This window comes from Levilactobacillus muriae (assembly GCF_045862015.1).
Lineage (GTDB): Bacteria > Bacillota > Bacilli > Lactobacillales > Lactobacillaceae > Levilactobacillus > Levilactobacillus muriae.
In genome coordinates, this window is record NZ_BAAFRU010000006.1 from 46,355 (window position 1) to 72,137 (window position 25,783).

General features: G+C 50.0%; 20 protein-coding genes. 1 reads left to right on the forward strand and 19 read right to left on the reverse strand.

Annotated features, from left to right (window positions below; genetic code table 11):
* Position 1 precedes the first annotated feature (1 nt).
* Entirely contained in the window at positions 2 to 835 is an 834-nt protein-coding gene (gene murI, locus ACKTSF_RS05360) for a glutamate racemase (protein WP_407887329.1), read from the reverse strand.
* A gap of 515 nt (positions 836 to 1,350) precedes the next feature.
* Here murI and ACKTSF_RS05365 point away from each other — a divergent pair.
* A complete protein-coding gene (locus ACKTSF_RS05365) occupies positions 1,351 to 1,869 on the forward strand; it encodes a YslB family protein (protein WP_407887331.1) in 519 nt (172 codons plus the stop codon).
* 139 nt (positions 1,870 to 2,008) lie between these two features.
* Here ACKTSF_RS05365 and trxA read toward each other — a convergent pair whose 3' ends face one another.
* The 18 genes from trxA to rny form a co-directional block, all read right to left on the reverse strand.
* Positions 2,009 to 2,323: a thioredoxin gene (trxA, locus tag ACKTSF_RS05370; RefSeq protein ID WP_407887333.1), complete on the reverse strand. Its 315-nt coding sequence runs from the start codon at positions 2,321 to 2,323 to the stop codon at positions 2,009 to 2,011.
* 120 nt (positions 2,324 to 2,443) lie between these two features.
* A complete protein-coding gene (locus ACKTSF_RS05375) occupies positions 2,444 to 4,807 on the reverse strand; it encodes an endonuclease MutS2 (RefSeq protein ID WP_407887335.1) in 2,364 nt (787 codons plus the stop codon).
* Between the two features lie 30 nt (positions 4,808 to 4,837).
* Positions 4,838 to 5,368, reverse strand: coding sequence for a CvpA family protein (locus ACKTSF_RS05380; protein ID WP_407887337.1), 531 nt, complete (start codon positions 5,366 to 5,368; stop codon positions 4,838 to 4,840).
* A gap of 1 nt (position 5,369) precedes the next feature.
* Positions 5,370 to 5,666: a cell division protein ZapA gene (locus tag ACKTSF_RS05385; protein ID WP_407887339.1), complete on the reverse strand. Its 297-nt coding sequence runs from the start codon at positions 5,664 to 5,666 to the stop codon at positions 5,370 to 5,372.
* A 233-nt stretch (positions 5,667 to 5,899) separates the two neighbouring features.
* Positions 5,900 to 6,211, reverse strand: coding sequence for a DUF1292 domain-containing protein (locus ACKTSF_RS05390; RefSeq protein ID WP_020088341.1), 312 nt, complete (start codon positions 6,209 to 6,211; stop codon positions 5,900 to 5,902).
* A gap of 8 nt (positions 6,212 to 6,219) precedes the next feature.
* A complete protein-coding gene (gene ruvX / locus ACKTSF_RS05395; RefSeq protein WP_407887341.1) occupies positions 6,220 to 6,657 on the reverse strand; it encodes a Holliday junction resolvase RuvX in 438 nt (145 codons plus the stop codon).
* A complete protein-coding gene (locus ACKTSF_RS05400; protein ID WP_020088343.1) occupies positions 6,654 to 6,926 on the reverse strand; it encodes an IreB family regulatory phosphoprotein in 273 nt (90 codons plus the stop codon). The genes ruvX and ACKTSF_RS05400 overlap by 4 nt, the downstream gene beginning before the upstream one ends.
* A 636-nt stretch (positions 6,927 to 7,562) precedes the next feature.
* Positions 7,563 to 10,199 (reverse strand): alanine--tRNA ligase, encoded by a 2,637-nt coding sequence (gene alaS / locus ACKTSF_RS05405; RefSeq protein WP_407887344.1) that lies wholly within the window; start codon positions 10,197 to 10,199, stop codon positions 7,563 to 7,565.
* Between the two features lie 961 nt (positions 10,200 to 11,160).
* On the reverse strand, positions 11,161 to 12,519 hold the full coding sequence (locus tag ACKTSF_RS05410) for a DEAD/DEAH box helicase (protein WP_407887346.1): 1,359 nt from the start codon (positions 12,517 to 12,519) through the stop codon (positions 11,161 to 11,163).
* The gene (locus ACKTSF_RS05415) at positions 12,516 to 13,481 is read right to left on the reverse strand and encodes a DHH family phosphoesterase (RefSeq protein ID WP_407887348.1); all 966 of its coding nucleotides are present in this window, start codon (positions 13,479 to 13,481) and stop codon (positions 12,516 to 12,518) included. The genes ACKTSF_RS05410 and ACKTSF_RS05415 overlap by 4 nt, the downstream gene beginning before the upstream one ends.
* Before the next feature lie 97 nt (positions 13,482 to 13,578).
* Entirely contained in the window at positions 13,579 to 14,694 is a 1,116-nt protein-coding gene (gene dinB / locus ACKTSF_RS05420; RefSeq protein ID WP_407887350.1) for a DNA polymerase IV, read from the reverse strand.
* A gap of 1,065 nt (positions 14,695 to 15,759) precedes the next feature.
* Positions 15,760 to 16,209: a preprotein translocase subunit YajC gene (yajC, locus tag ACKTSF_RS05425; RefSeq protein ID WP_407887352.1), complete on the reverse strand. Its 450-nt coding sequence runs from the start codon at positions 16,207 to 16,209 to the stop codon at positions 15,760 to 15,762.
* A 144-nt stretch (positions 16,210 to 16,353) separates the two neighbouring features.
* A complete protein-coding gene (ruvB, locus tag ACKTSF_RS05430; protein ID WP_407887354.1) occupies positions 16,354 to 17,376 on the reverse strand; it encodes a Holliday junction branch migration DNA helicase RuvB in 1,023 nt (340 codons plus the stop codon).
* A 43-nt stretch (positions 17,377 to 17,419) separates the two neighbouring features.
* Complete coding sequence (gene ruvA / locus ACKTSF_RS05435; RefSeq protein WP_407887355.1) at positions 17,420 to 18,031, reverse strand: Holliday junction branch migration protein RuvA; 612 nt, start codon at positions 18,029 to 18,031, stop codon at positions 17,420 to 17,422.
* Between the two features lie 134 nt (positions 18,032 to 18,165).
* Positions 18,166 to 20,217, reverse strand: a complete 2,052-nt coding sequence (gene mutL / locus ACKTSF_RS05440; RefSeq protein WP_407887357.1) for a DNA mismatch repair endonuclease MutL — start codon at positions 20,215 to 20,217, stop codon at positions 18,166 to 18,168.
* 21 nt (positions 20,218 to 20,238) lie between these two features.
* Entirely contained in the window at positions 20,239 to 22,926 is a 2,688-nt protein-coding gene (gene mutS, locus ACKTSF_RS05445; RefSeq protein ID WP_407887545.1) for a DNA mismatch repair protein MutS, read from the reverse strand.
* 27 nt (positions 22,927 to 22,953) lie between these two features.
* Entirely contained in the window at positions 22,954 to 23,751 is a 798-nt protein-coding gene (locus ACKTSF_RS05450; RefSeq protein ID WP_407887359.1) for a TIGR00282 family metallophosphoesterase, read from the reverse strand.
* 327 nt (positions 23,752 to 24,078) lie between these two features.
* Positions 24,079 to 25,638, reverse strand: coding sequence for a ribonuclease Y (rny, locus tag ACKTSF_RS05455; RefSeq protein ID WP_407887361.1), 1,560 nt, complete (start codon positions 25,636 to 25,638; stop codon positions 24,079 to 24,081).
* Positions 25,639 to 25,783: the final 145 nt, after the last annotated feature.

A 25,783-nucleotide genomic window follows, 5' to 3' on the forward strand; every position in this document is an offset into this window, starting at 1 on the left:
GTTATTCAACCTCCGTTGTTTGGGTCAACGCCGCCACAGGCAAATGGTGCGCCCGGACAGGCGTCTCTTCTAACCAATTATCGGCTAATTTGTTAAATCGGTCAACGTCACCAGTGGTGAAATAATCGCCCGCTGGATGCTGGACACCGCTTGGATTGGCTAAGTTCCAGTAATCCAATAGGGCCGTTGCCATGTTAGCTGTTGCAGTGCCGGGATCGACCAGGGTCACCTCTGGTCCCACGACGTCCTGAATTAAAGGCCGTAACAGGGGAAAATGGGTACACCCCATGACCAAGGTATCAATATCCTTGTCCAGCAATGGTGTCAAGCCGGCTCTAACCACCGACTGTGCGTGGGCAGACGTTAAGTCATTGGCCTCCACCAAGTCCACAAAATTTTGAACCGCTAAACTAAAGACCGTGTTGTGAGGATCCTTTGCCAAAATTGTTTCCCGATACTGGTCACTCTTGACCGTTCCCGTCGTCGCAATCACGCCAATTCGGTGATTTTGCGTGACCTGCACCGCTGAACGGGCTCCCGGTGCGATGACGCCCACGACTGGGATGGTCAATTCCTTTTGCATGGTCGTGAGTGCTGCTGCCGTCGCCGTGTTGCAGGCAATAATCAACATTTTAATATCTGCCTGGCGTTGTAAGAACCCGGCAATTTGACGCGTGAAGGTCGTGACCTCCGCCGCATCGCGGGGACCATAGGGCAACCGTGCCTGATCTCCTAAAAAGACTGTCTTTTCGGTAGGCAACAGCCGTTGAACTTCTTTTAATACCGTTAAGCCGCCGACTCCAGAATCCATTAACCCAATTGGACTGTTTTGCATGAATCAACGCTCCTCTCAATTACTTGAACCTATATTATCGCCTTTTTATGAAGCGGATTCAAGTTTCTTGCCGTGAAAATATCAACATCCTTTCAAAAAGTCGCTTGATTTCTCAGTCACCAAACTTTTCCCATTTCTTAATGATCACGATTAATTGTGTTAAACGAGGCGCTATTGGCTCTGTTACGACTACTCGGACGATCACAGTAAGATGAGTCAATTCTCGTCATTCAGCCCACTGATTGGTTGAAAGTTAACCTAGCCCAAGATGCCCGAGGATGTAGTCTAGCCGTGACTACGGTGTTAAACCGGACACTTAATTTTTCCCAGTTCTATACCACAAGATATGCTTGAAACCGCAGAATTTTACGATTTCAAATCAGCGTGAAAGAATGCTTCACGGACTTTTACCGGTCCCCACAACACGCGCAATCCCTGGCAACCGCAGGCGACAACCCTCAACCTTTAAGGTATAATGAATTCAGAAATTAATTCGGACAAAGGAGCCAACTATTTTGAAAAACTTATACCAGACCGTCATGAATGATGCTGCGGGGGCTCAGTATCTTCCTCAGATGATTCTTCGCGACGCCCTCATTCCAGAGTTGCTTGGTGAGGACAAAGGGGCCATTGGTTACTGGGCCGGCAAATCACTCGCACGGAAATTTCCAATCGGCAATCCTAAAGACGCAGCCATTTTTTTCGAGCAAGTTGGTTTTGGGACCCTCTCGCTAGAAAAACAAACCTCACACATGACCCGCTGGCAGCTTAGTGGTGATCCCGTCCGCCTTCGGCTCCAAGTCGTGGGCGATACGGACTTCACCCTCGAAGCCGGTTTTCTTGCTGAGATGATGGCACAGCAGTTGGGGATCATCACCGAAGCGGAGCTGGTAGAAACTGGTCATAAGTTAAAGAATCAGGCCGTCACTTTTGATGTCTACACGGACCCGGATGACGTGATTCCAGAATACGATGCGCCGCAACCCATTGATTTGGTTAAACCAGCCGACGAGGGTAATGATAGCGAAGACTAGACGCTACCATTTTCTAAAACGATAGACAAAAGTGAAACCCATTTGCGGTTTCACTTTTTTAATATCACAATATCTTATCCATTTGGACAAAACGACTGCTACGGACATCTCCATAGCAGTCGCTTTTCTAACCAACGTCTTAAGCTTCGACGTACTGGTCTAAAATCTTCTTTAATTGATCCTTAGAGTGGTAACCCACGATGGAATCGACCACTTCGCCATCCTTCTTGACCAGCAAAGTTGGGATACTCATGATGCCAAAAGATTGTGGCGTGTTGGGATTGGCATCAACGTCCATCTTGTTAAAGGTCACGCTGTCCATTTCCCCAGCCAATTGTTCAACTACTGGTGATTGCATCCGACAAGGACCACACCACGTTGCCCAAAAGTCAGTCAGAGTAACGCCTGTAGCAGTATCTTGTTCAAAGGTTTTGTCCGTTGTTTCCGTAACCATTGTATTGCCTCCCTATCAAATTCATAATTTAACTACCAGCAGCAGTTCACGTTGCTTCATAATCAGTCTACCAGACTCCGATAAAATCACAACTAAATTGCTTGCAACTTAATTGCCGGACTATTTAAACCGCACGACCGTGGAACCATCGCCCCCAGCATTGGCGGGTGAAAAGCCAAAGCTCTTGATTCGATTGTTGCGTTTTAGATAATCGGTCACACCCTTACGCAGAGCCCCGGTTCCCTTCCCGTGAATGATCGTCACGGATGGGTAACCTGCCAGTAGCGCAGAGTCGATGTAACGATCCACTTCAGCCATGGCCTCTTCATAGCGGTGACCCCGCAGATCCAAGGTTGGCGACATACCGGATGAACCAGACCGCCGAACGGTTGCCCGCGGTTGTTTCTTACCCTTGGCGGAATCCTTAGCCTTTTCGAGGTCGTTAGTGGCAATCTTCATCTTCAAAATACCCAATTGTACTTCCCAGTGACTATCGTCCAGCTGCTGCATTAAGACTCCAATCTGACCATAAGACTTCACGAGAACGCTATCGCCCTTGTGGAAGTCGAGCTTGGCCTTCTCACGCCGCAAGACTTTATTCTTCTTGAGCTTGGTATCCTGTTGCAGGGCATTCAAAGCCCCTTGTGCGGAAATTAATTCGTCTTCTTTGACGACACTCTGGCCCGCTGCCAATTGCTTCTTGCGAATGTCCGCAATGATCTGATTAGCCCGTTTTCGGGATTCATCAACCAAGCGGTTCGCATCGCGTTTAGCATCCAACATGAGCTGATCTTTCTGGTGCTGGTACTGTTCGAATTGTTTCTGGAGCTGATCGTGAAGTGTCTTAGCTTCCTCCAGTTGCGTCTGTAATTCAGCCGCATCGCGATCCGCATGACGTTTCTGCTCAGTTAAATCACTGATCATTGCGTTCAAATCTTGACTATCTTGATCGGTCAGTCCGCGAGCCGCATCAATGACTTGGGCTGGCATGCCTAACCGTGAAGCGATATCCAGTGCGTTACTCCGACCAGGAATCCCGATCAGCAAATGATAGGTCGGCCTTAAAGTTTCGCCGTTAAACTCCATACTGGCGTTAATGGTATCTGGCCGGTTGTACCCATAAGCTTTCAGTTCAGGGTAGTGGGTCGACGCCATCACGTAGCTACCCAGCGTGCCAATCTCATCCAGAATGGCAATGGCCAAGGCAGCCCCCTCTTGAGGGTCGGTCCCAGCACCCAATTCATCGACAACAATCAGGCTGCGTTCATCGGCTTGCTGGAGAATAGCGACGATGTTTTCCATGTGTCCAGAGAAGGTACTCAGGCTCTGCTCAATGGATTGTTCATCCCCGATATCGGCAAAGATGTCATCGAAGACGCCGATTACACTGTTTTCATTAGCCGGAATAAATAATCCTGACTGTCCCATCAACTGGACCAGCGCTAGCGTTTTCAGCGTGATCGTCTTCCCACCGGTGTTAGGTCCCGTTACGATAATGGCCTTGTAGTCACGGCCAATTGTAATATCATTGGCGACAACTTTCTTTTGGTCGATCAACGGGTGCCGTGCTTGTCGCAAGTTCACCTGATTATCTAGTGAAAGCTTCGGTTCACTCGCCTTCAATTGATGGGCATAGCGGGCCTTGGCATTGATAAAGTCAAAGTGACCGAGTAACTCAGCGTTGCGGAGAATTTCATCCTGATAAGGTGCCAACAAAGCCGTCAACTCAGCGAGAATTCGTTGCTCCTCGTGCCGTTCATCCATTTGATTCTGCCGCAATCGGTTATTTAAGCCCACAACCGCCTGCGGCTCAATGAACAGGGTCTGCCCACTAGCACTCTGGTCGTGAACAATGCCGCCAAAGCGTTGCTTGTATTCGGCTCGTACTGGAATCACATAGCGGTCATCCCGAATGGTCACGATAGTCTCACTCAGGTACTTGGCGTCCTTGCCCCGGGTATATTGGTCCATCGTGGTTCGGATGGCTGCCTCCGTCTGGGTGATGTGTTGGCGAATCTGACGTAATGCTGGTGAGGCTTCGTCCGTAATATGGCCATCACCTTCCAGTGAGGTCCGTAAACGACGGGTCACGTCGGGTAAGGTTACGAGTTCCTTAACCACTCGGTTCAACCGGCGTAAATCGATTTCTTTGTCTGCCAAATCACGGAAGAACTTTACCACGGAACTGGTCGTCCAGAGGACCCGGCTGATCTGAGCCAGCTCGAGACCATTCAGGGCGGCTTCCATGGCTAACCGGTGTAAATGTGGTCGAATGTCGTCTAATTTTGGCAGTGGAATCCCATTCTCTAAGCGGTAAATATCCGCGCCATCTCGAGTCTCATCGAGCCAGATCTGGAGTTGCTTCACGTCGGCCGTGGGCTGGAGCTGATTGAGTTCGTGTTGCCCAGCGGCGGAGACTAAATAACCGCGAAGCGCCTGCTTGATGCGGTCATACTCCATAATTTTTAATGTTTTTTGATTCATAGGACGCTCCTCTCTAACGAGTCGTCAGAATTAATGTTCTGTCAGCCACCAGTTATAGACTTGCTTCGAGAGGACCGGCGTTTGCTTCACGATCCACTGAGCAACTGGTGACGCTTGATAACTGTTTTGAAATCCCTTAACTGGTAACAGGATCATCAGATTTAAAATTAGAAAGATCACCACGTAACGAATGACCAGATTGATCAGACCCCCGGCCAGCGAGTTTACTTGATGAACGACTGGTAACCAGGTGACCTTATTGAGGCCGTACGCCACGCGATGAACGATGAAAAAACCCACCGTCAGGATGGCAGAGAAGGCAATCCCATTTAAGAAGAAACTGCTACTCTGGGCGGCCGTGACCGCACTCGCCGAACTGTCCAACGACAGATTGCCAATGAACTGACCAATGCCCGTTGCTAAAGGCTTCGCTAAGAACCGTGCTGCTAGCCAGACGATAATGTAGCCAATCGTATTGAGCACCTGCAAGACCAACCCACGACGGTAGCCACGGCGAAACCCGAAGATCAAAACTACCAAAATAATTAGACTTAAGACCAAACTAGCCCTCCGTTTCCGGTGCGCTCGCTGAACCAGCCGCTGCATCTGGCGTCTCTGCCGCCTGACTCGCCGCTACGTCCGCCGTAGATGCCATCTTCAACTGATCTGAGACCGCATTGAAGGCCATCAGAATAGCGGCATCTTCCTTAGATAGATTAGGTGATAACTGCTTTAATTGCGTAAATTGTTGATTCAAAACTTCAGTAACCGCTCGCATATGTTCATCGGAGGTCTGGCCCACAATTGTGTAGGTTTTTCCGGCGATGACGGCTTTGAAGCGGTGCGTCTGTTCCGTCATTTCTCATTCCCCCTGCTATTTTTGCATACTCATGCGCCATCGGTGCCACCTAGTAAGCTGGCTATTCAATGGCGAATCAACGCTCACAATGCACAATACTTTATTTTACCATTACTAGTCACTCCGTTGCACGCTTTGTGGCCCGCTTCTTTATAATCTTTCCAGTAACTGTCGGTGGATTCATGGTAAACAAAAAGAGCGGAAGTCTCCGCCCTTTCATCTTATCAATTTGACTAGCCTTGTTTGCCAGCGTTGGGATCAATCGTCCCGTCTGCTAAGAAGGTGTTTAATACGGATTCAACCATATCCCATTCATCATCGGATTCGATCAATTGCAGGTCGCCACCGGATGGGTTAGCTGGATCATCGTCAGCTGGTAAAGCGTAGGCTTGGATATCAACTTCCTCGTCTTCGCTCTTACCGGCTGGGTAAATCAAAATGTATGACTTACCAAAATCGTCAGATTCAAAGGTAAACAGGACATCGTATAACTCTTCGTCACCGTTTTCATCAACTAATGTGATTTGTTCTTGGTCTTCGTTCATGGGAAACCTCACTTTTCTCGGGTTAATTTACCCTGCCGATCTAAATAGTTCTGCAGAATTAACCCGGCTGCTAATTTATCAATTACTTTTTTTCGCTTACGGCGTGATGTGTCAGCCTGTTCCACTAACATACGCTCCGCCTCTACGGTTGTCAACCGTTCGTCTTCGAAGTCAACGGGCAAATGGAATCGCGCCGTTAGCATCTCCCCGTACCGCTTAGAAGCCGCGGCCCGCGGGCCTAACGAATTGTTCATATTCTTGGGCAGGCCCACGACAAAACCATCAACGTCGTGTTCGGCGACCAATTCGGCCACACGATCCAGTCCAAAGATCTCTGACTCCTCGTCAATTCGAATAATTTCGATACCCTGAGCCGTCCAACCCAAGGCATCGCTAATGGCAATACCAACCGTTCGCGAACCAACATCCAACCCCATTAACTTCATGAAGGCTTCACCGGTCCATTCTGGTTAAGATAAACACGAACCAGCTCTTCAATAATCTCGTCGCGCTCATGCTTGCGAATCAGGTTCCGTGCATCATTGATACGCGGAATGTACGCAGGATCGCCCGATAGTAGGTACCCGACAATCTGATTAATTGGGTTATAACCCTTTTCTTCTAGTGCTTGATAAACTGTTACCAGTGTATCATGGACGTCCTTTGGCTGGTTAGCGCCAAAGTCGAAATACATCGTTTTGTCTAATGAACTCACTATAAAACACCCCCGTACTTCCTCACTTAGCCTCAATTTTACTCGATAATTCGGCAAACTACAACGACCGACACCCAATGTAATCTATTCGTAATACTGCCGTTATCAAGGGAGCCGCCCATAACGGACCGCTCCCTCGATGAAACGCTATGACGCTCTGCATTCGCCTGTAATTTGAGTGAAATCGGGAACGTGATTTACAGATAGGCTTCTACACGCATATCCTATTTAGGGCAAAAGCCGAGATCTTTGTTTTTCATCTGGCTTAAAACCCGTCTCTCATTTCACATAGCCGAAACGTGCTCCACAAGGCAGACTCCTGCGCTTAACCCCAATAAGGACAAAATCCAAACCCTTATTTTTCATTTGGATTGGAGCCCGTCTCTCATTTCACATAGCCGAAACGTGCTCCACAAGGCAGACTCCTGCGCATTAACCCCAATAAGGACAAAATCCAAACCCTTATTTTTCATTTGGATTGGAGCCCGTCTCTCATTTCACATAGCCGAAACGTGCTCCACAAGGCAGACTCCTGCGCTTAACCCCAATAAGGACAAAATCCAAACCCGGGATTTTATCCTTATTGACGTTAATGCTCAGAGTCTAACCGCCTTGTTCCGCACTCTATTCTATACTCTATTGCTTCTCCAACCATTCCACGGCTGCAGTCATGGCATCTGGTAGTCCCGCTGGGTTCTTTCCGCCGGCTTGGGCTAGGTTTGGCCGACCGCCACCACCACCATTGATTTTTGGTGAAATAGCCTTGATCAGATCGCCAGCCTTGACTTGTTTTTGCTTGTCAGCACTAACCGCAACGATCAGGTTAGCCTTACCATTGACTTCGGCACCCAGTACCAGGACATCGGAGAGTGCCTTCTCACGCCACGTATCCGCTAAGGCCCGCAACTGATCCATCTTGGAGACTTGAACCGTCCCACTGATCAGTTTGTAGTCACCCGCTTCAGTCACTTGGTCAAAGACCGCACTGGCTTCCTGACTGGCTAACTTGCCTTCTAAGGCTGCTTGCTTCTGCTCTAAGCTCTTCACCTGCGCTTGCAGGCTCGTAACCTTTTGCTCCACTTCAGCGTCCTGAGTGACCTTTAAATCGCCAGCAACGGCATCCAAAATCTCACTGCGGCCCTGCAAGTAGCTGTAGGCTGCGGCTGAGGTAACGGCTTCAATCCGTCGTACCCCGGCACCAACGCCGGATTCTGAGGTAATCTTGAACAGCCCAATTTCATTGGTGTTCTTGACGTGATTCCCCCCACAGAATTCAGTGACAAAATCGCCAGCGCTGACAACTCGAACAACCTTACCGTATTTCTCACTAAAGAGTGCGATGGCACCCATCTTCTTGGCGGATTCGATATCCGTTTCCACCGTCGTAACTGGCAGTTCTGCAAAGATCTTTTCGTTGACGATGGCTTCGGCCTTAGCCAAATCAGCAGGATCGACCTGTCCGAAGTGGGTGAAATCAAACCGTAAGTAGTCGCCTTCAACCAAAGAACCTGCTTGTTGGGTGTGCTCACCAAAGACTTCACGCAAAGCTTTATCCAGCAGGTGGGTCGCGGTGTGGTTCTTTTCGACCTTACTGTGGAACTTAGCGTCAACCTTTAACTCGTAGGTTGTGCCCTTCTTCAAGGGAGCAACTACCGTTAACGTATGCAGATTTTGCCCGTTTGGTGCGTGTTGCACGTCGGCCACGTGAGCCACCACGTTACCGTCAAGGTCATAGATATCCCCCTTGTCGGCCACTTGGCCACCCATTTCGGCGTAGAACGGCGTCGTGTCAAACATGGCTTCGGCCGTCCCCGACGTTACTTCATCGGCTAATTCATCATCAACGACCAATTCAGTCAATTTGCTCTTCGTTTCAAGCTGCGTGTATCCCACGTATTGGCTAGGTGTCGTGACATTGATTAAGAGGTCGTGTTGTAAGCCCATGGCCTTTTGCTTGCCACGAGCGTTACGAGCACGGTCTTTTTGCTTCTGCATTTCTGCCTTGAAGCCGTCTTCATCGACCGTGATATTTTGATCGTCAGCATATTCTTCCGTCAATTCAACAGGGAAACCATACGTATCATAGAGTTTGAAAGCATCGGCACCAGCGATTTGGCTGCCACCCTGTTTCTTCAAGTCAGCAATCAGACTGTTCAGTAAGTTTAACCCACCGTCCAAGGTTTCACCGAAACGGTCTTCTTCAGAACGCACGACTTTGGCGATGTAGTCACTTTGCTTGAGCACGTCTGGGTAGTAAGATTCCATAATCTTACCGACCACTGGGACTAATTGGTCCAAGAAGGCCCCTTCGATCCCCAGCTTTTGGCCGTTGACAATGGCCCGCCGAATCAGACGACGGATAACGTAGCCCCGACCCTCATTTCCAGGCAAGGCGCCGTCACCAATTGCAAATGTAATGGCCCGCGCATGGTCAGCAATCACCTTGAAGGACACATCATCTTCGTGGTTAGCACCATACTTCTTACCAGCACTGAGCTCTGCTGTCTTTTCGATGATTGGCAGAAACAAGTCGGTTTCGAAGTTGGTTTTGGCATTTTGGAAAATGGAAACGACTCGTTCGAGACCCATCCCTGTATCAATGTTTTTCCGAGGCAGTGGCTTGTACGTACCATCCGGTTCGTGGTTGAACTGGGAGAACACGATGTTCCAGACTTCGAGGTAACGCTCATTTTCGCCACCAGGATAGTTCTCAGGATCGTCATCAGCCAGATTGTTAAAGGATTCGCCACGGTCATAGAAAATTTCGGAGTCGGGACCAGAAGGACCTTCACCAATGTCCCAGAAGTTATCTTCCACGGCAATGATGTGGTCAGGAGCAACCCCAGCAGCCTCCCAGGCGGCCTTGGCATCGGTATCCTTTGGATAAACTGTCATAAACAATTTGTCTGGATCCCAACCGAACCAATCTGGAGACGTGAGCAATTCCCACGCCCAATTGATGGCTTCCGTCTTAAAGTAATCCCCAACGGAGAAGTTCCCAAGCATTTCAAATAACGTGTGGTGCCGGGCAGTCTTCCCAACGTTTTCGATATCGTTGGTCCGAATACTCTTCTGTGAACTGGTCAATCGTGGATTTTCAGGAACCACTTGGCCGGAGAAATACTTCTTCATCGTGGCAACCCCGGAGTTGATCCATAGCAACGATGGATCATCCTTGGGAACTAATGATGCACTGGGTTCAATGGTATGGCCCTTAGACTTAAAAAAGTCCAGGTACATCTGGCGAATCTGACTACTAGTTAGGTCTTTCATCTCTTAATACCTCCAAAAAAGTATAAAAAACACCGTTGCCCGTAAAGACGCCGAAGCGCGGTACCACTTTACTTGCAACGATGTTTTAATCGTTTACCTCTTAAACTCATAACGCTGAGTCGCGATGTAGCTGAGGGAGCGCCAGTAACCAACCGAATCGTTTTTCACAGCAACCAAAACGTTTCTGAAAATCGGTGAGTTACGGTATGTCCTCGAATGATATTTAATTGTCCATTAGAAATTATAGGTGGCAACCGTCGCCTTGTCAATCAAGGTTTACGATTATTAACGCTGTGTGACCATTACCCTGGGTTAGTGAAAATGGTTCGGGTCGCTGAGGGCGGACGTTCGAGAGCTGTTCGCCTACGGCTGCCAGGCATTCCGCCTGCTGTGGGGACCGGTGAAATCCTAAGAAACGGTATTTCACCTTGGCTTGAAACCTCGCCAGGTTCAGGCGAGTTTCCAACCACATCCCATGGCGTAAGAGCGGGGAAAAGCTAACACCCGTCCTAACGCCATTGTCACGGCCGGACTCCATCCCTGGCCTCCTCCGGCTAAGACAGCATTCAATCGTCACACTCGCAAGAAATTCATATCCGAGCATGAGCTTATTGTGCTCACGAGGGAGCCCAACAGCCCGTAGTGATCATTAGCCGGGAGCTGGCGTTAGCTGACATTTTTTCAGATCACGCCATTGGAAGCTTTCTCGTATCAAACTGTGGTTTCACGCAACAAACGTCTACCACTAAAGTTGACTTAGCCGAAGGCAACCAGGGATGTAGCCTGCCGTGACAACGCTGTTAGGCCGGGATGTTTTTCCTCGGCCTTACAGCGTGGGACGTATTTGGAAACTCGTCTGCCTTTGACGAGGTTTCAAATCGAGCTGGAAGCCCGCTCTTTGGCTGCAAGCGTTCCCCACAGCGGCGGAATCCCTGGTTGCCGTAGGCGGCAAAAGGTAAGTTTATTGGTAACGGTCTGATTCGCGCTTGCGGCGCTTCCGTTCGTTGCGGGCGCTTTGACGTGCCGCAATCCGCTTCTCCTGGTCTTTCCGTCGGTGAATTTCTTGCTTAATTTGGTGCTTATAGCCAGGCTTAATTTTCTTTTTCTTTTTCATCACGTAACCGATCAGTGATGGATCAAGCTTCTCCGTACTCTTGTTTCGTTTTGTCCGACGGTTCCGGTCGTAAGAATCCACAATCTCACCGTTGCTGATACGCTTAGGCTGGAACTTGATGCCCATAGCTTCAATCTCGGAAATCTTGGCTTCTTCATCTGGTGAGTACAGCGTGATGGCCGTTCCTGGCATCCCCTGCCGTCCCGTCCGGCCAACCCGGTGAACAAAGAAGTCGAGATCTTCTGGAATATCATCATTGATAACGTGAGAGATCCCCTCAATATCGATTCCACGGGCAGCCAAATCAGTGGCAACCACGAATTGATACTGCAAGTTTTTGACTTCACGCATAACCCGCTTCCGTTCCCGTGGCTTGATGCCCCCGTGAATCATGGCAACCTTTAAGCCCTGGGCCTTTAAGAAGTCGTTGATCTGTTCGACCCGCGTCTTGGTATTGGCAAAGATCAGAACCAAGTAAGGTTCACCCATCGTGATCAACTGTAGGATCAGTTGGTTACGGTTTTGACCCTTCGTGGAGATCAGCCAGTTATCGATGGTTGGAGAAATAATCGTACTCGTTGGAATTTCTTCAACAACGGGATGGTTCATGTATTTCCGCAAAAACGGATCGAGCCGTTGTGGAATCGTGGCGGAGAAGACCATCATCTGTAAGTCTTTAGGCATCCGGCCGGCAATCTTGTCGACTTGATCTAAGAATCCAAGGTCTAACGTCATATCTGCTTCATCGACAACGAATTGCCGCGTGGTGTGGACATCTAAGGCCTGGGATTGGATTAAATCTAACACCCGCCCTGGTGTCCCGATGATCAGTTGGGGTTGGTAGTGCCGCAGTTTGTTCACTTGGCGCTGTTTGTCGGTCCCCCCAACGTAGTTCCCGATACGGATTTCAAATGGTGCTTCGGCAGCCAATTGTTCAGCAGCCGCGTGAATTTGATAAGCCAGCTCCCGGCTAGGTGTCGTGATAACAGCCTGAACCTGGTTTTCAGAAGTTAACTGGTTGAAAATGGGCAACAGGAAAGTATGCGTCTTCCCACTCCCAGTTTGGGATTGGCCGACCACATCTTTACCCGAAGCAATGGTGGGAATCAATTTTGCCTGAACGGCAGTGGGTTCCGTGAACCCAATCTTTTGCAAGGCCGTCATTAAATACGGTTGCAAGTTGAAAGCTTTAAAGTTTTCGGTCATTCATTTTCTCCTTTAGCGTTCGCCACTAACTCATCGAGCTCGTGGATCACTTGATCGATCTCAACTTGGTCCTTGGCACCAGCACCACTGGCTAAGGCGTGACCGCCCCCACCATGATTCTTTGCCAAACCGTTGATGGAAGGTCCCTTCGACCGCAACCGAATGCGGTACGTGTGGTCCTTGGATTCAACGAAAATGGCCCAAGCCACTACTGACGTAATCTTACCAGGCAATGGCACGATGGCAGAGGTCGAATCCCCTTTGCCCAAGCCAAAGGGTTCTACGACCTCATCACTCAATTTGAGATAAGCGGCCCCACTAGGTAAGATTTCCAAATTTTGATAAACATAAGCGGACAACTTCGCCACGGCCGGTGAAACTTCATCTTCGGCCTGGTTGACCTCGGTCGCTGAGAAGTTGTACCCCATCAATTTACCAGCGACCGCCATCGTGTTCCCCGTGGTTGCCGGATACATGAAGCGACCAGTGTCCCCCACAATGCCAGCGTAGAGTAAGCGCGCCGCATCATCAGGCATGGTCAGCTCAGCTTCGTTCGCTGCGAACCAGTCGTATAACATCTCAGACGTGCTGGAAGCTTGGTCCAGGACCCATTGTAAGTCACCGAAGGCGTCCTCGTTAGGATGATGATCAATCTTAACAACGGCTTTACCCGTTGACCAGCGTTCATCGTCGACTCGTGGCTGGTTAGCCGTATCCACAACGATGACTAAGGCGTCCTTGTAGACATCATCAGGAACTTCCTGATCCGCTTGCCCCATCCAGTCGAAGCCAGGGTAGTGCTTACCAACCGCGTAAACGGTCTTGTCGGGGAAGCTCGCCCGTAGGATGGCTCGTAGTGCTAACTGGGCCCCAATACAGTCGGGATCCGGCCGCTGATGGCGGTGAATCATGATTGTTTGATATTTTTTGATTTCTTCTAAAATGGCAGTTTCTATAGCCATGGGTGTTCACCTATTTTCTATCCGATTTACCAACGCAATTGCGTCGTTACCGCGTTTTAGTATACAAGTTTTACGGGGCAATTTCAAAGGAAGTCTTTCAGTGCGACTGGTCTGGGTCAAACAGGGGCAGCCGCAGCTCTTCGAATGTTTGCGGTGCCAATCCCGTCAGAGTAATCCCTAGCAGCCGCACCTGTTCATCGCTACTGGCCACACTTTGATAAATTTCTAAAGCCATTTCATAGTAGGTGGTTGCATCATTGGCAATGAAGTCTGGCCGCGTCACCCGTTTGGTAATCGTCTTAAACTCACTATCTCGCAGCTTTAAGACCAAGGTTTTGCCGTGACGTTGCTTCTGCTTCACGGTCACAGCAACCATCTCGGCCAGCCGCTGGAGCTGACTCTCCACCTCGCCGGTCGTCGTCAGGGGTGGTCCATACGTCCGCTCCTTACCGATTGACTTGCGCTCACGTTGATACTCGACCGGTCGTTCATCGATACCGCGGACTCGCTGATAGAGGATGTAGCCGAATTTACCAAAGTCGTGAATCAACGTCAGCTGACTTCGCTCGTAGAGGTCCGCACCATTTAAAATTCCCAAATCGTGCATCTTGGGAACCGTCTTCTTCCCCACCCCGCGAAAGCGTTCGATTGGCAATGCCATTAAGAAATCATGAGCGTCCTCGGGTAGGATCACGCAGACCCCTGCTGGCTTACGAAAGTCAGAGGCTTCCTTCGCTAAGAACTTGCTGTAGGAAATTCCAGTCGAGCAGGTCAGATGCGTCTGATCAAAGATCTCAGCTTGAATTGCGTGAGCAACCTGTACTGCGGAATGTAGGTGATGCTTGTTCTCAGTCACGTCCAGATAGGCTTCATCGAAGGCCACCGTTTCGATCTTATCCGTATACTCGTGAAAGATGGCGTGAATTTGGTCGGAAACTTTGCGGTATCGCGGAAAGTCCGGTGTTTTAAAGATCGCGTTTGGGCACAGTTTCAGTGCTTCATTGGCGTTCATCGCTGAGTGAACCCCAGTCTTCCGGGCAATATAATTAGCGGTGGTCACGACGCCCCGACCACCCGTCTTACGTGGATCTTGCGCCACAATCAGGGGGTGGCCCTTAAATTCTGGATGGTCACGCTCCTCAATGGACGCGTAGAAGGCATCCATATCGACGTGGATAATCTTGCGTTGTGTAAATTTAGCTGCCGGTTGCATCGTAGCCACCTCCCAGTATGGCATAGGCTTTCCTAAATTATAATCGAACGCGTGTTTGTCCACAACTAAAATTATCGCTGGGTTAGCAACTTAACTGAATGTTGAAAGTTCAAGTACATCTAGAAAGGACCAGTTAACAGAGATTTAATCCACAAAATTAGTCGAAAATCACCACCTGCGGCTGCCAGAGATTCCGGCTGCTGTGGGAACCGCTTCTCAGGCTGGCGGCGTCCTACCCACTGCGTTCCAGCCTAAATTTGGTGAACGGTAAGCCGGCTGGTTTAGACGACGCTGCCTAATTTTAGTCTCAGTATCGTTGCTGCAACAGTCATGATGGGTGTTTTAAACCTTCCAACCTTCAGAACTTAATTTTGACCTGCGACTAATACTGATCACTAACCTTGGTATTCCCTAAATTCTTTTACCATGAGATTCGTCCTTTTCAATCACAAGTTATCGCTTAGTAAAGTCATCGTTCAAACTGGTAACCCACATTTCAATCGGCAGCTACACCCGAATATCCGCCATTTATAAGACATCATTTCCACAATCGATTCGGGACTGACCTAATCATTGCTAATATCCCATAAAAGAATGAGACAGAATTGGCCAAAATTACATTAGTAGTAAGTAGAGGCCGCATTCTACGAATAACAAAAATCAGGATTCCGCCATCATAACCATCAAGTTGCATCGTCAATGTGGTCACAATCGGAGGATGTCAGAGATGGCGCCAGCCTGGTTGTGCTTGGAAACAAATAGCCCCAGGGACACCTCGCTAACTGGATGTTAGCCGCAGGGATAGTGAAAATGGGCTCAGCCGTGGGAATTTTCTAAGCGGTGACCGCTTAGAAAATTGGTGCGCTTAAGACTCGATTTTTGAGGCTTAAGGGCAAGTTCAGAGACCGCCCTTTGGCTCTGGACGTCCGCCCACCGCGTCCCGACCCATTTTCACCATCCCGGAGGCGAGGCAACGTCCAGTTTAGCGAAACAAAAAAGACTGACCCAGATTGCGTCAGTCTCCTAACTCACCGTCAAACTCGTTGCCAGTGAGTCACTCTAAACTTATTTAGCTGCGTCGTCCTTGTCAGCACTGTCGTCAGCTGCTGCACTGTCGGCCGTGTCAGCAGAATCATCAGCGGCACTTTCAGCAGGTTGGTCGTCACTAGCTGCTTCACTCGTTGCAGCAGCAGCGGGCGCCGTAACAGCGGCTGGCCCTTGTGCCGTAACCGCTGAGATGGCCCGTAAATCGAAGACCAAGTAGATCCCATCGCAGTCCAAGGTAACGGTCTTATCAGCATCGTTGATTTCATCAATGACACCATGCAGGCGACCAATCGTCACAACGTGGTCACCCTTCTTTAAGTCACTCATCATATCCTTGTGCTTCTTTTGTTGCTTTTGTTGTGGCCGCAACATTAAGAAATACATCAAGGCTAAAAAGATCACTAAAATAATGATCGTTGAATACTGACTAACACCGCCAGCGGCAGCAATTACAAAATTTCCTAACACTTTCGTTCACTCCTTCATATCGTCTCTACTGAACCACTTTACCAGAACCAAGGGATTCCGTCCAATTATTTCTAGAAGTTCTTGGGATGTTCGGTATTATAATTATTTTTCAACTCAGATTATCGCGTTAAGCGCACCCTCAGCTCAGTCGTCCTTCTGGTTCGGCATCGATCGCCCCAAGTGGGCATATCCAGCAGCCGTCACTACCCGCCCTCTCGCCGTGCGTTTCAGATAACCGCGCTGGAGCAGGTAGGGCTCGTACATCGCCGCAACTGTTTCCGTTTCCTCACCAATGTTGGCCGCTAGGGTATTTAACCCAACTGGCCCGCCATCGTAATAATCGATCATGGTCGTTAACAACTTCACATCGGTGGGATCAAGCCCCGCCGAATCGACCCGCAACAGTGTCAACGCGTGATCGACGATGGCCCGATCAATGGTGGAATGATTAGGCGACACTTCGGCAAAATCCCGAATCCGCTTCAATAACCGATTGGCGATTCGTGGCGTCCCCCGCGACCGCAAGGCAACCTCATGAGCGCCATCGGTCGCAATTGTCGTGTTGAAAATATCGGCGGAACGCTCCACAATATCTTGCAGATCGCGTGTTTCGTAATAGGCCATGTGCTCGACGATACCAAAACGATCCCGCAATGGCGCTGACAGTAAACCAGCCCGCGTAGTCGCCCCGATCAGCGTGAACGGTGGCAACGGGAAGTGAACGGGATGGGCGGTTGGCCCCTGCCCGACGACGATATCGATGTAGAAATCTTCCATCGCAGAGTACAACATTTCCTCGACGATCTTCGGCAACCGGTGAATTTCATCAATAAAGAGAATATCACCAGGCTGAAGTTCATTGAGTAACGCTACCAGATCACCAGACTTCTCGATGGCCGGCCCGCTAGTCGTTCGAATGTGGACGGCCATTTCGTTGGCAATCACCATCGCCAGTGTCGTCTTCCCCAGACCAGGTGGTCCGTAGAGGAGAACGTGGTCAAGTGATTCTTCACGCTGCTTAGCCGCCTGAATGTAAACACGCAGTTCATGCTTGATAGGATCTTGACCAATATATTGCGCTAACGTCTGCGGTCGCAATGATTTTTCAATTGAGTCTTCGTTATTATCCGCCGGCTCGGGCGATACTAAGCGATCTTCATCAGCCATCGTTACGCCTCCTTTCGTTAAATTCAGAGTGACCTACCAACACTTATTTCGTCAATAACCGTAGGCCTTCACTCAGGTAATCGTTCGTTGAGTCGCCCGCAAATTGCTTTAATTTCGACGTAATCTTTTTGACAGCCGCTTCGCGATAGCCCAAAGCAGTTAAGGCCGCAATCGCATCGTCCAATTCAGGGTTGCTGCCATCGGTCGTCGCCACTTCTGGCGTAAACAAGTCACCGTCGTCGACGGGTTCCAGATCATCCAATTTATTCTGAAGATCCAAGACAATTTGACCAGCCGTCTTCTTACCCACACCGGGAAACTTCATCAAGAAACTAACGTCGCTAGTCCGAATGGCCTGCATTAGGCCTTGATGATCCGGATTGGCCAGAATTGCCAAAGCGCTCTTAGGCCCAATACCATTCACATTGATCAACTTCAAGAAAAGCTGTTTCTCTGCAAAATCCTGGAAACCATACAACGTCTGAGCGCTATCACTAACTGCTTGATACACATAAATCGTCACATCTTGGCCATCGGTGGTGACTTGGTACCGGTAGGGATTGGCCGTGTTGACCAGATACCCCACCCCATTTACATCAATAACCACGTGGTCGGGGTAAACCGCCGCGATGGTGCCATGGAGGTATTCATACATGACCAGTCTAATCTCCTTCAAGAAAACATATGTTTGCTTTTTAAATTGTACCATATTCCCTGTAAATCTGCAGTGAATTCTACTGGTTTGCTGGGAATGGGACGAACTGGCTTATCACCACGAGTGAAAGGGGGTTATTCACCCCAGTCGTCGCCACTGTGATGAGGATCCTGGATCCGCTTGAAGAGCTTCTCCAACTCCTGATCCGTTAAGTGAACCAGTACCGGCCGCCCATGAGGACAGTTGAATGGGTTCTCTGCCGTCGCCAATTTTTTCAGTAGTGCGCGCGCCTGTTGGTCATCCAAATGATGATTGGCCTTGATGGCCCGTTTACAACTCATCATAATTGCCGTCTTTTCACGGAAGGCCGCCACAGAAATTTTACCGTCCTTCAAGACCCAATCGATCATTTCCTTGATTGTATCAGTCTCCTGCCCGGCTTTAAACCAGGTCGGGTGCTCGTGAACGATGAAGCTATTCGGCCCAAAGGATTCGATGTGAATACCAACACTACTCAGTGTTTCCACGTGGTTGCTCAATTCTAAGACATCGGTCGTTGGATAATCCAAAACAATCGGCACCAACAGCTTCTGCTCGTCATCACTAACTTCACCAATGGCTTGGCGATAGAACTCGTAGTTGACCCGTTCCTGAGCGGCATGTTGGTCAATTAAATACAGACCATCATCGGCTTCCGCCAACAGATACGTCCCATGAACCTGTCCCAAGTAACGCAATTCAGGGAACCGTTGTTGCGGCTGTGCCTGTGTTAATTGTGTGGCCTCTGGAATCGTTTCGACGGGTTGACTGGCCATTTCTGGTCGTTCAGCCGCAGATTCGGTTGCCCTACTCATCCCCAGTGGTGCGGCGGGCTGCTCGGTCCGGTATTTCTCATCAAACGCTTGCACAGCAGGTAACTTAAAGTCCCCCCGCGCATGGATCACGACCGGTTCCACCGGAACCTCTTCCGGCGTCTCCAGTGGCTGTGGTCCCCGTTTAATAGGTGTGGCCGCCGACGTATCGGCTACTGCACTAATCTGACTGGCCGCTGACGTTGACTGCGGTGCCGCCGTTCTCGTTTGCGGTGCACTGGAGAACTCATACTTGGTGGAGGCATCGTTTAACGCCATCGTCAGCTGGTCAGTGGCCGGTTCCGGCGTCTTCTTAGGCTTCGGCAACTCACTGAAGACATCGGGAATCAGATTTTCCGTGGAGAGACGCTTGAACACGGTCTCCTGAATCAGCTGGGTCAGCTCCGATTCCTGACTGATGCGAACTTCCTGCTTGGTCGGGTGCACATTAACATCTACCAGCAGCGGATCCATTCTGATATCGAGTACCGCCAGCGGATATCGACCGACCATCAGCTTGGACCCATAACCGGCAATCAGTGCCTTACTCAGTTGAAAGTTATGGATGTACCGCCCGTTGAGTAGCAGCGAGATATACTGCCGACTGGCACGTGTTAATTCCGGCAGGCTCACGTAGCCGGTCACCTTGAAGTCCGGGTTGGCGCCTTTAATGGCAACCATCTTCCGGGCACTCTGCACGCCATAGATCCCGGCAATCACCTGCTGGAGGTCGCCCCGACCAGTCGTCCGGGTCAGTTCACGACCGTTGTGTACCAGTGAAAAGGCCACGTCGGGATAACTCAATGCCAACCGATTCACGATATCCGTGATCCGGGCCAGCTCAGTTGCGGGTGATTTCAAATACTTCAGTCGCGCCGGGACGTTACCAAAGAGGTCCTTGACCGTTACCGAGGTTCCCTTCCGTGCTGCTGCGGCGGTGTGCGCCTTGATAATGCCGCCCACGTTATGGATCAGCGTGCCGACGCCCCCAGTCGAGGTTGTCAGGGTCACATCGGCCACCGAGGCGATACTGGGCAGTGCTTCACCCCGGAATCCCAAAGACTTGATGCGAAAGAGGTCCTTACGATCCGTGATCTTACTAGTCGCGTGCCGCTTGAAAGCCATCTCGGCGTCTTCGTCAGCGATACCGTCGCCATCATCGACTACGGAGATCCGCTTTAGACCGGCTTCCTCCACCGTGATGTCGATCTGCTTACTGTGCGCATCAACCGCATTTTCCACCAATTCCTTGACAACGGATGCGGGCCGTTCAACCACTTCTCCCGCTGCGATTTGGTCGGCCAGTACCGACGCTAACTCATGAATTTTAGGCATGTACGACCCTTCCTCTCAGGTTTATTTAGATATTTTTTGTTGCCATTTGTAGACCTGACTCATCACGTCCATCGGCGTCATCCCCATCAGGTTTAGATGACTCAGTTGTTCGATAACTTTGGCTTGTGCTGGATTCATTTCCGGTTCGTCGCTAAACAACGATAATTGTTGATCCGTATCCGCCGTCGTTGGGTCTTCTTCGGCTGGCACGGCGGTCGGTACGGGTTCAGCAGACGTGGGTGTGTCAGTCGATGCTTCTGGCACACTAGTCGGCGCTGTCTCAATCGACGACATCTGTTCGCTAGGCACGGCCACGACTGGTTTCTCCGCGGCTTCCTCTTCCAAATCAGTCAGAATCACTTCCGCACGTTGCAATAAGGGGGTTGGCATGCCAGCCAATTTGGCTACGTGAATCCCGTACGACTTATCAGCGGGACCCGGTTGCATTTGGTGGAGGAAGACGAGGTCACCATCGCGTTCAACGGCACCCACGTGGACGTTGCGTAACTGCTTTAAGGAGTCTTCCAGCGCGGTCAGTTCATGGTAGTGGGTCGAGAACAGAGTCTTAGCGTGAACCTTATCGTGAACAAATTCAATGATTGCCTGAGCTAAAGCCATGCCATCATAGGTGGCAGTTCCCCGGCCAATCTCATCGAATAAGATCAGACTATTGGCGGTGGCGTGGCTCAACGCACGGTTGGCCTCCTGCATCTCGACCATGAAAGTACTCTGGCCGGAGATCAAGTCATCGGCCGCCCCAATTCGCGTGAAGATCTGGTCAAAGACGGGCATCTGTGCGGCCTCAGCCGGCACGAAGCACCCCATCTGAGCCATGATTACAGTCAGTGCTAGTTGACGCATATAGGTACTCTTCCCGGACATGTTGGGCCCGGTGATCAGTAAGACATTGGTCTGCTCATCCATGGAGACGTCGTTCGGAACGTAAGACTGACGGCCCAATACCTTTTCCACGACCGGATGCCGACCCTGGGTGATCTCCAAATCATGGCCTGCAATCAGTGTGGGCTTCACAAAGTGGTAGTCCTCACTGATGACTGCAAAGCTCTGGAGCACGTCCAGGCTGGCAATTGTGGCTGCCAACTTTTGTAGTCGGGTAATGGCCGTCTTGACCTGTTCACGTAGGTCAACGAACAGCTTGTACTCAAGGGCCGTGGACTTCTCCTCAGCCTCCAGAATCAAGCTTTCCTTTTCCTTCAATTCTGGTGTAGAGAACCGTTCGGCATTGGCTAACGTCTGCTTACGTTCATAACGGTCAGCCGGCAGCTTGTCGAGGTTGACCTTGGTCACTTCAATGTAGTAGCCAAAGACGTGATTGTACCCGATCTTTAAGTTATTGATGCCGGTCACTTCACGCTCGTGGGCTTCCATTTCGGCCAGCCACTGCTTACCGTTACGCATGGCATCACGGTATTCATCGAGTTGGTCGCTATACCCATCGCGAATCACACCGCCATCCGTCACAGATAGTGGTGGCTCAGATACGATAGCATCGCTGATGGCCTCGGCTACGTCTTCCACCGGATCGAGCCCATTGAGCATGGGTTCAAAGACCTTTTCACCCAGGTCGCCAATCGTGTGCGCAATCTGAGGGACCTGCTCGAGTGATGTTTGTAACTGAATCAGATCACGACCATTGACGCTTCCAAAGGCGACTCGGCCGGCCAGACGTTCCAGGTCATAAACCTTGACCAGCTCTGCTTGAAGGTTACTGCGTTCGAAGTAGTGGTCGAGTAAAACGCCGACCTTTTCCTGGCGATTCGCAATCTGCTGACGATCGATCAATGGCCGGTCGAGCCACTGTTTCAGGAGCCGACCACCCATGGCTGTCTTGGTCTCATCCAAGAGCCAGAGCAAGGTTCCAGATTTTTTCTTCGTCCGTAAATTCTGTGTAATTTCCAGATTTGACTGTGACGCATGATCCATCTTCAGAAAGGCCGTTGGCTGGTAAGCCACCGCCCGTTGCAAATGAGCCAGGCTGCGCTTTTGTGTCACCGTCACGTACGTCACTAAGACCCCGATGACCTGCTTCAAGAGATCACTGGTTAAGTCTTGTTCCACATAACTCAGCTCGGAACTCCCCTGGATGTCATCCTGCGATGAAATCATCAAGCCAAGCTGCTTGCAACGATCTTGTAAGGTCTGACTGACCGTGGTGTCAACCACGACTTCCTTGGTCTGTAGGCTCATTAGTTCATTGATGACGGTGTCAACCGTGTTCAGTTCGGCCGCTTTCAATTCACCGGTCGATAGGTCGGTATACGCCAGCCCATAGTGGGTCGCATCGGTCATGGTGAGCGCCGTTAAGTAATTGTTGCGTTTAGCGCCGGCCGCACCGGTATCTGTCTGAGTCCCAGGCGTGACCAGTTGAATAACCTCGCGTTTAACCATTCCCTTAGCTAGCTTAGGATCTTCCATCTGCTCACAAATGGCGACCTTATAGCCTTGATCAACTAAAATATCGATATAGCTCTGCACAGCCTTGTGCGGTACCCCACACATGGGGATGGGATTCTTGGCACTGTGACTCCGCGTCGTCAGGGTCAACTCAAGTAATTGAGAACCCTTCACGGCGTCCTCATTAAACATTTCATAGAAGTCCCCGAGCCGGTAAAACAGGAAGGCGTCGGGATACTGGTCCTTAATTTTTTGATATTGCTCCATCATGGGCGTCGTTTTCGTCATGGAAATTGGTTCATCCTTTCGCTTCACTAAAACTTAGCTTTGGTACGGGTGTTGCGGACTGATTAAAATCGGTCGAATCCGTGAGGCATGGCCGGTCTTGTCGTTTAGATCGATGACACAGCCGGACAATAAGCCTGCACCCTTTTCTTGAACAGTATACCGGGTTGGCCGTTGGTTTTCGAAGCGTTCGATCACGCTGTCGGCCTGCATGCCCAAGACGCTGTCGGCGGGACCGGTCATCCCGACTTCCGTCAAGAAGGCTGTTCCATGCTTCAACACTTGTGCATCACTGGTCTGGACGTGGGTGTGGGTACCGACCACGGCGGAGAGCTGACCGTCATAGCGCATGGCGAATGCCCGCTTCTCACTGGTCGTCTCAGCGTGGAAGTCGACAAAGACAAAATCGGTATCCAATTCGGGTAGGAGCGCCTTCATCGTCGCAAATGGGTCATCCATGGGATTCATGAAAACACGTCCCTGCATGTTCACGACTGCCAGCACCTGTTGGTTGACTTTAACCTTCGTCCAGCCTTGTCCCGGGGTGTTGTCCCCAGGAAAGTTAGCAGGCCGGACTAGGCGATTGGCACCACCAATAAAATCATAGAGTTCGGCATTGTCCCAGGTATGATTTCCCATAGTAACCACGTCGGCCCCGTCCTTTAAGAGTTGCTTATAAATACTTTGACTGATACCACGACCAACTGGGGTTGAATTTTCCCCGTTGACGATGGTGACTTGGGGCTTTAAATCCCGTTTCAATTGCGGCAGGTACTCGTGAATCATGTCCACACCGATATTTCCAACAACGTCACCAACAAAAAGAATACGCATCTTCGTTCCCCTATCTGTGACCCCACGTGGGCCCTCATTGACCGGTCTGCCCGATCATTTTTTATTAACTAAAGATCTAAAATTTTCGACTGCGGCTGCCAGAAATCCCACCAGCTATGGTACCCGATTGTATTACCGGCTGTCTCCGTCTCTAGATAGCTCTTAACCACAAATCAATTTATCTCAGTGACCCGATGACGATCAGTCATGTCGCATCACCTAAACTTGCACATTTAATTCTGTCAATTGCATACGGTCTATTTTACCATGGATTAACCGCTAATGACGTAAAAAAGCTAGGACCACAATTGGCCTAGCTTCTCTGACTTATTTCGCATATTCAACTGACCGGACTTCCCGAATGACGGAAACTTTGACGTGACCTGGATAATCCAAGTCGCCCTCAATCTGTTTCTTAATGTCTCGTGCCAAGACAACGGCATCCGTATCGGAAATCTTCTCTGGCCGTACGATGACTCTCACTTCACGTCCCGCTTGGATGGCGAAACTATGGTCAACGCCATCAAAGGCATCGGCGATCGTTTCTAACTTATCTAAACGGTGAATGTAGCTTTCAAGAGAATCAGAGCGTGCGCCTGGACGGGTGGCCGAGATTACATCGGCGGTCCCAACCAGTTCCGCAATCACAGACTGCGAAGCCGTTTCATCCGCTTGAGCAGCGATAGCATTTACGACGACAGGGCTCTCACGATATTTCTTCGCAAGATCCACCCCAGTTGCAATGTAAGAGCTATCGTCCTCGTGTTCAGCGGCGCGGCCAATATCATGTAATAATCCTGCACGTTTTGCTAACGTAACATCCTCACCGAGTTCAGCGGCTAAGACCCCAGTGATCTTGGCAACCTCAATTGAATGGGTTAAAGCGTTCTGCCCATGAGAAATTCGGAAATTCATGCGGCCGACCAACTTGACTAATTCGGGATGCATGGAATGGATTCCGAGGTCAAAAGTCGTTTGCTCGCCAAGCTCCCGGACGTGTTCGTCCAGTTCTTTCTTGGCTTTAGCCACCATTTCTTCAATCCGTGCCGGATGAATCCGACCGTCTTGAATCAACTTCTCTAAGGCAATCTTCGCAACTTCTCGCCGTAATGGATCGAAGCCACTTAAGACGACAGCTTCCGGTGTATCATCGATAATCAAATCAATACCGGTCAACGTTTCCAGCGTCCGAATATTCCGACCTTCACGACCGATGATTCGGCCCTTCATGTCGTCATTAGGCAACGTCACCACGGAAATGGTGGTTTCGGTAACCATGTCGGCAGCACTGCGTTGAATTGCTGACACAATCAGGTCTTTGGCATTTGCCTCGGCCGTCTTGCGAGCTGACTCTTCGCTTTCCTTGATCATTTTTGCCCGTTCACCTGCCAGAGCCGTTTTGGCCTCTGAAATAATCAGGTTTCGTGCATCGTCCTGGGATAAGGCGGCAACAGCTTCCACTGCTTCCTGCCGTTTTTCAATCAGTGAGTCTGCTTGTTGTTGTTTCTTGGCTAAATTCTGTTCTTCACCACTAAGCTTTTTGTCTCGGCGGTTCAACGAATTTTCACGTTTTTCCAGAGAGTTGTCTTTCCGGTCTAACGTTTCTTCCCGTTGAATCAAACGATCTTCTTGCTTCTGAACTTCGGCACGACGTTCTTTCAGCTCTTGTTCGACTTCCGCGCGATACTTGTGACTGTCCTCTTTGGCCTCTAAAAGCGCCTCTTTAGTAGCAGTCTCAGCTTGTTTTTTGGCTTCGGCAAGGACACCTTGTGCAGTGAACTTGGCAGCATCTAGCTTACGTTCGTAGACAGATTTACGATAATAATACCCGCCCACGACACCAACAACGATAGCGATGATTGCGAGGATTATAATTGGAACACTCATGATTCCACCTCCGCATCATCAAAAATGACTAATTTAAAAATCAGACTTTTTAAGATGTTGATATGATAACTGACGCAACTTCAATTTTAATGGTTGCCATCAACGCTGTCAACTAAACTCCTCGGAAAGTGCTGCCAATTTCGCC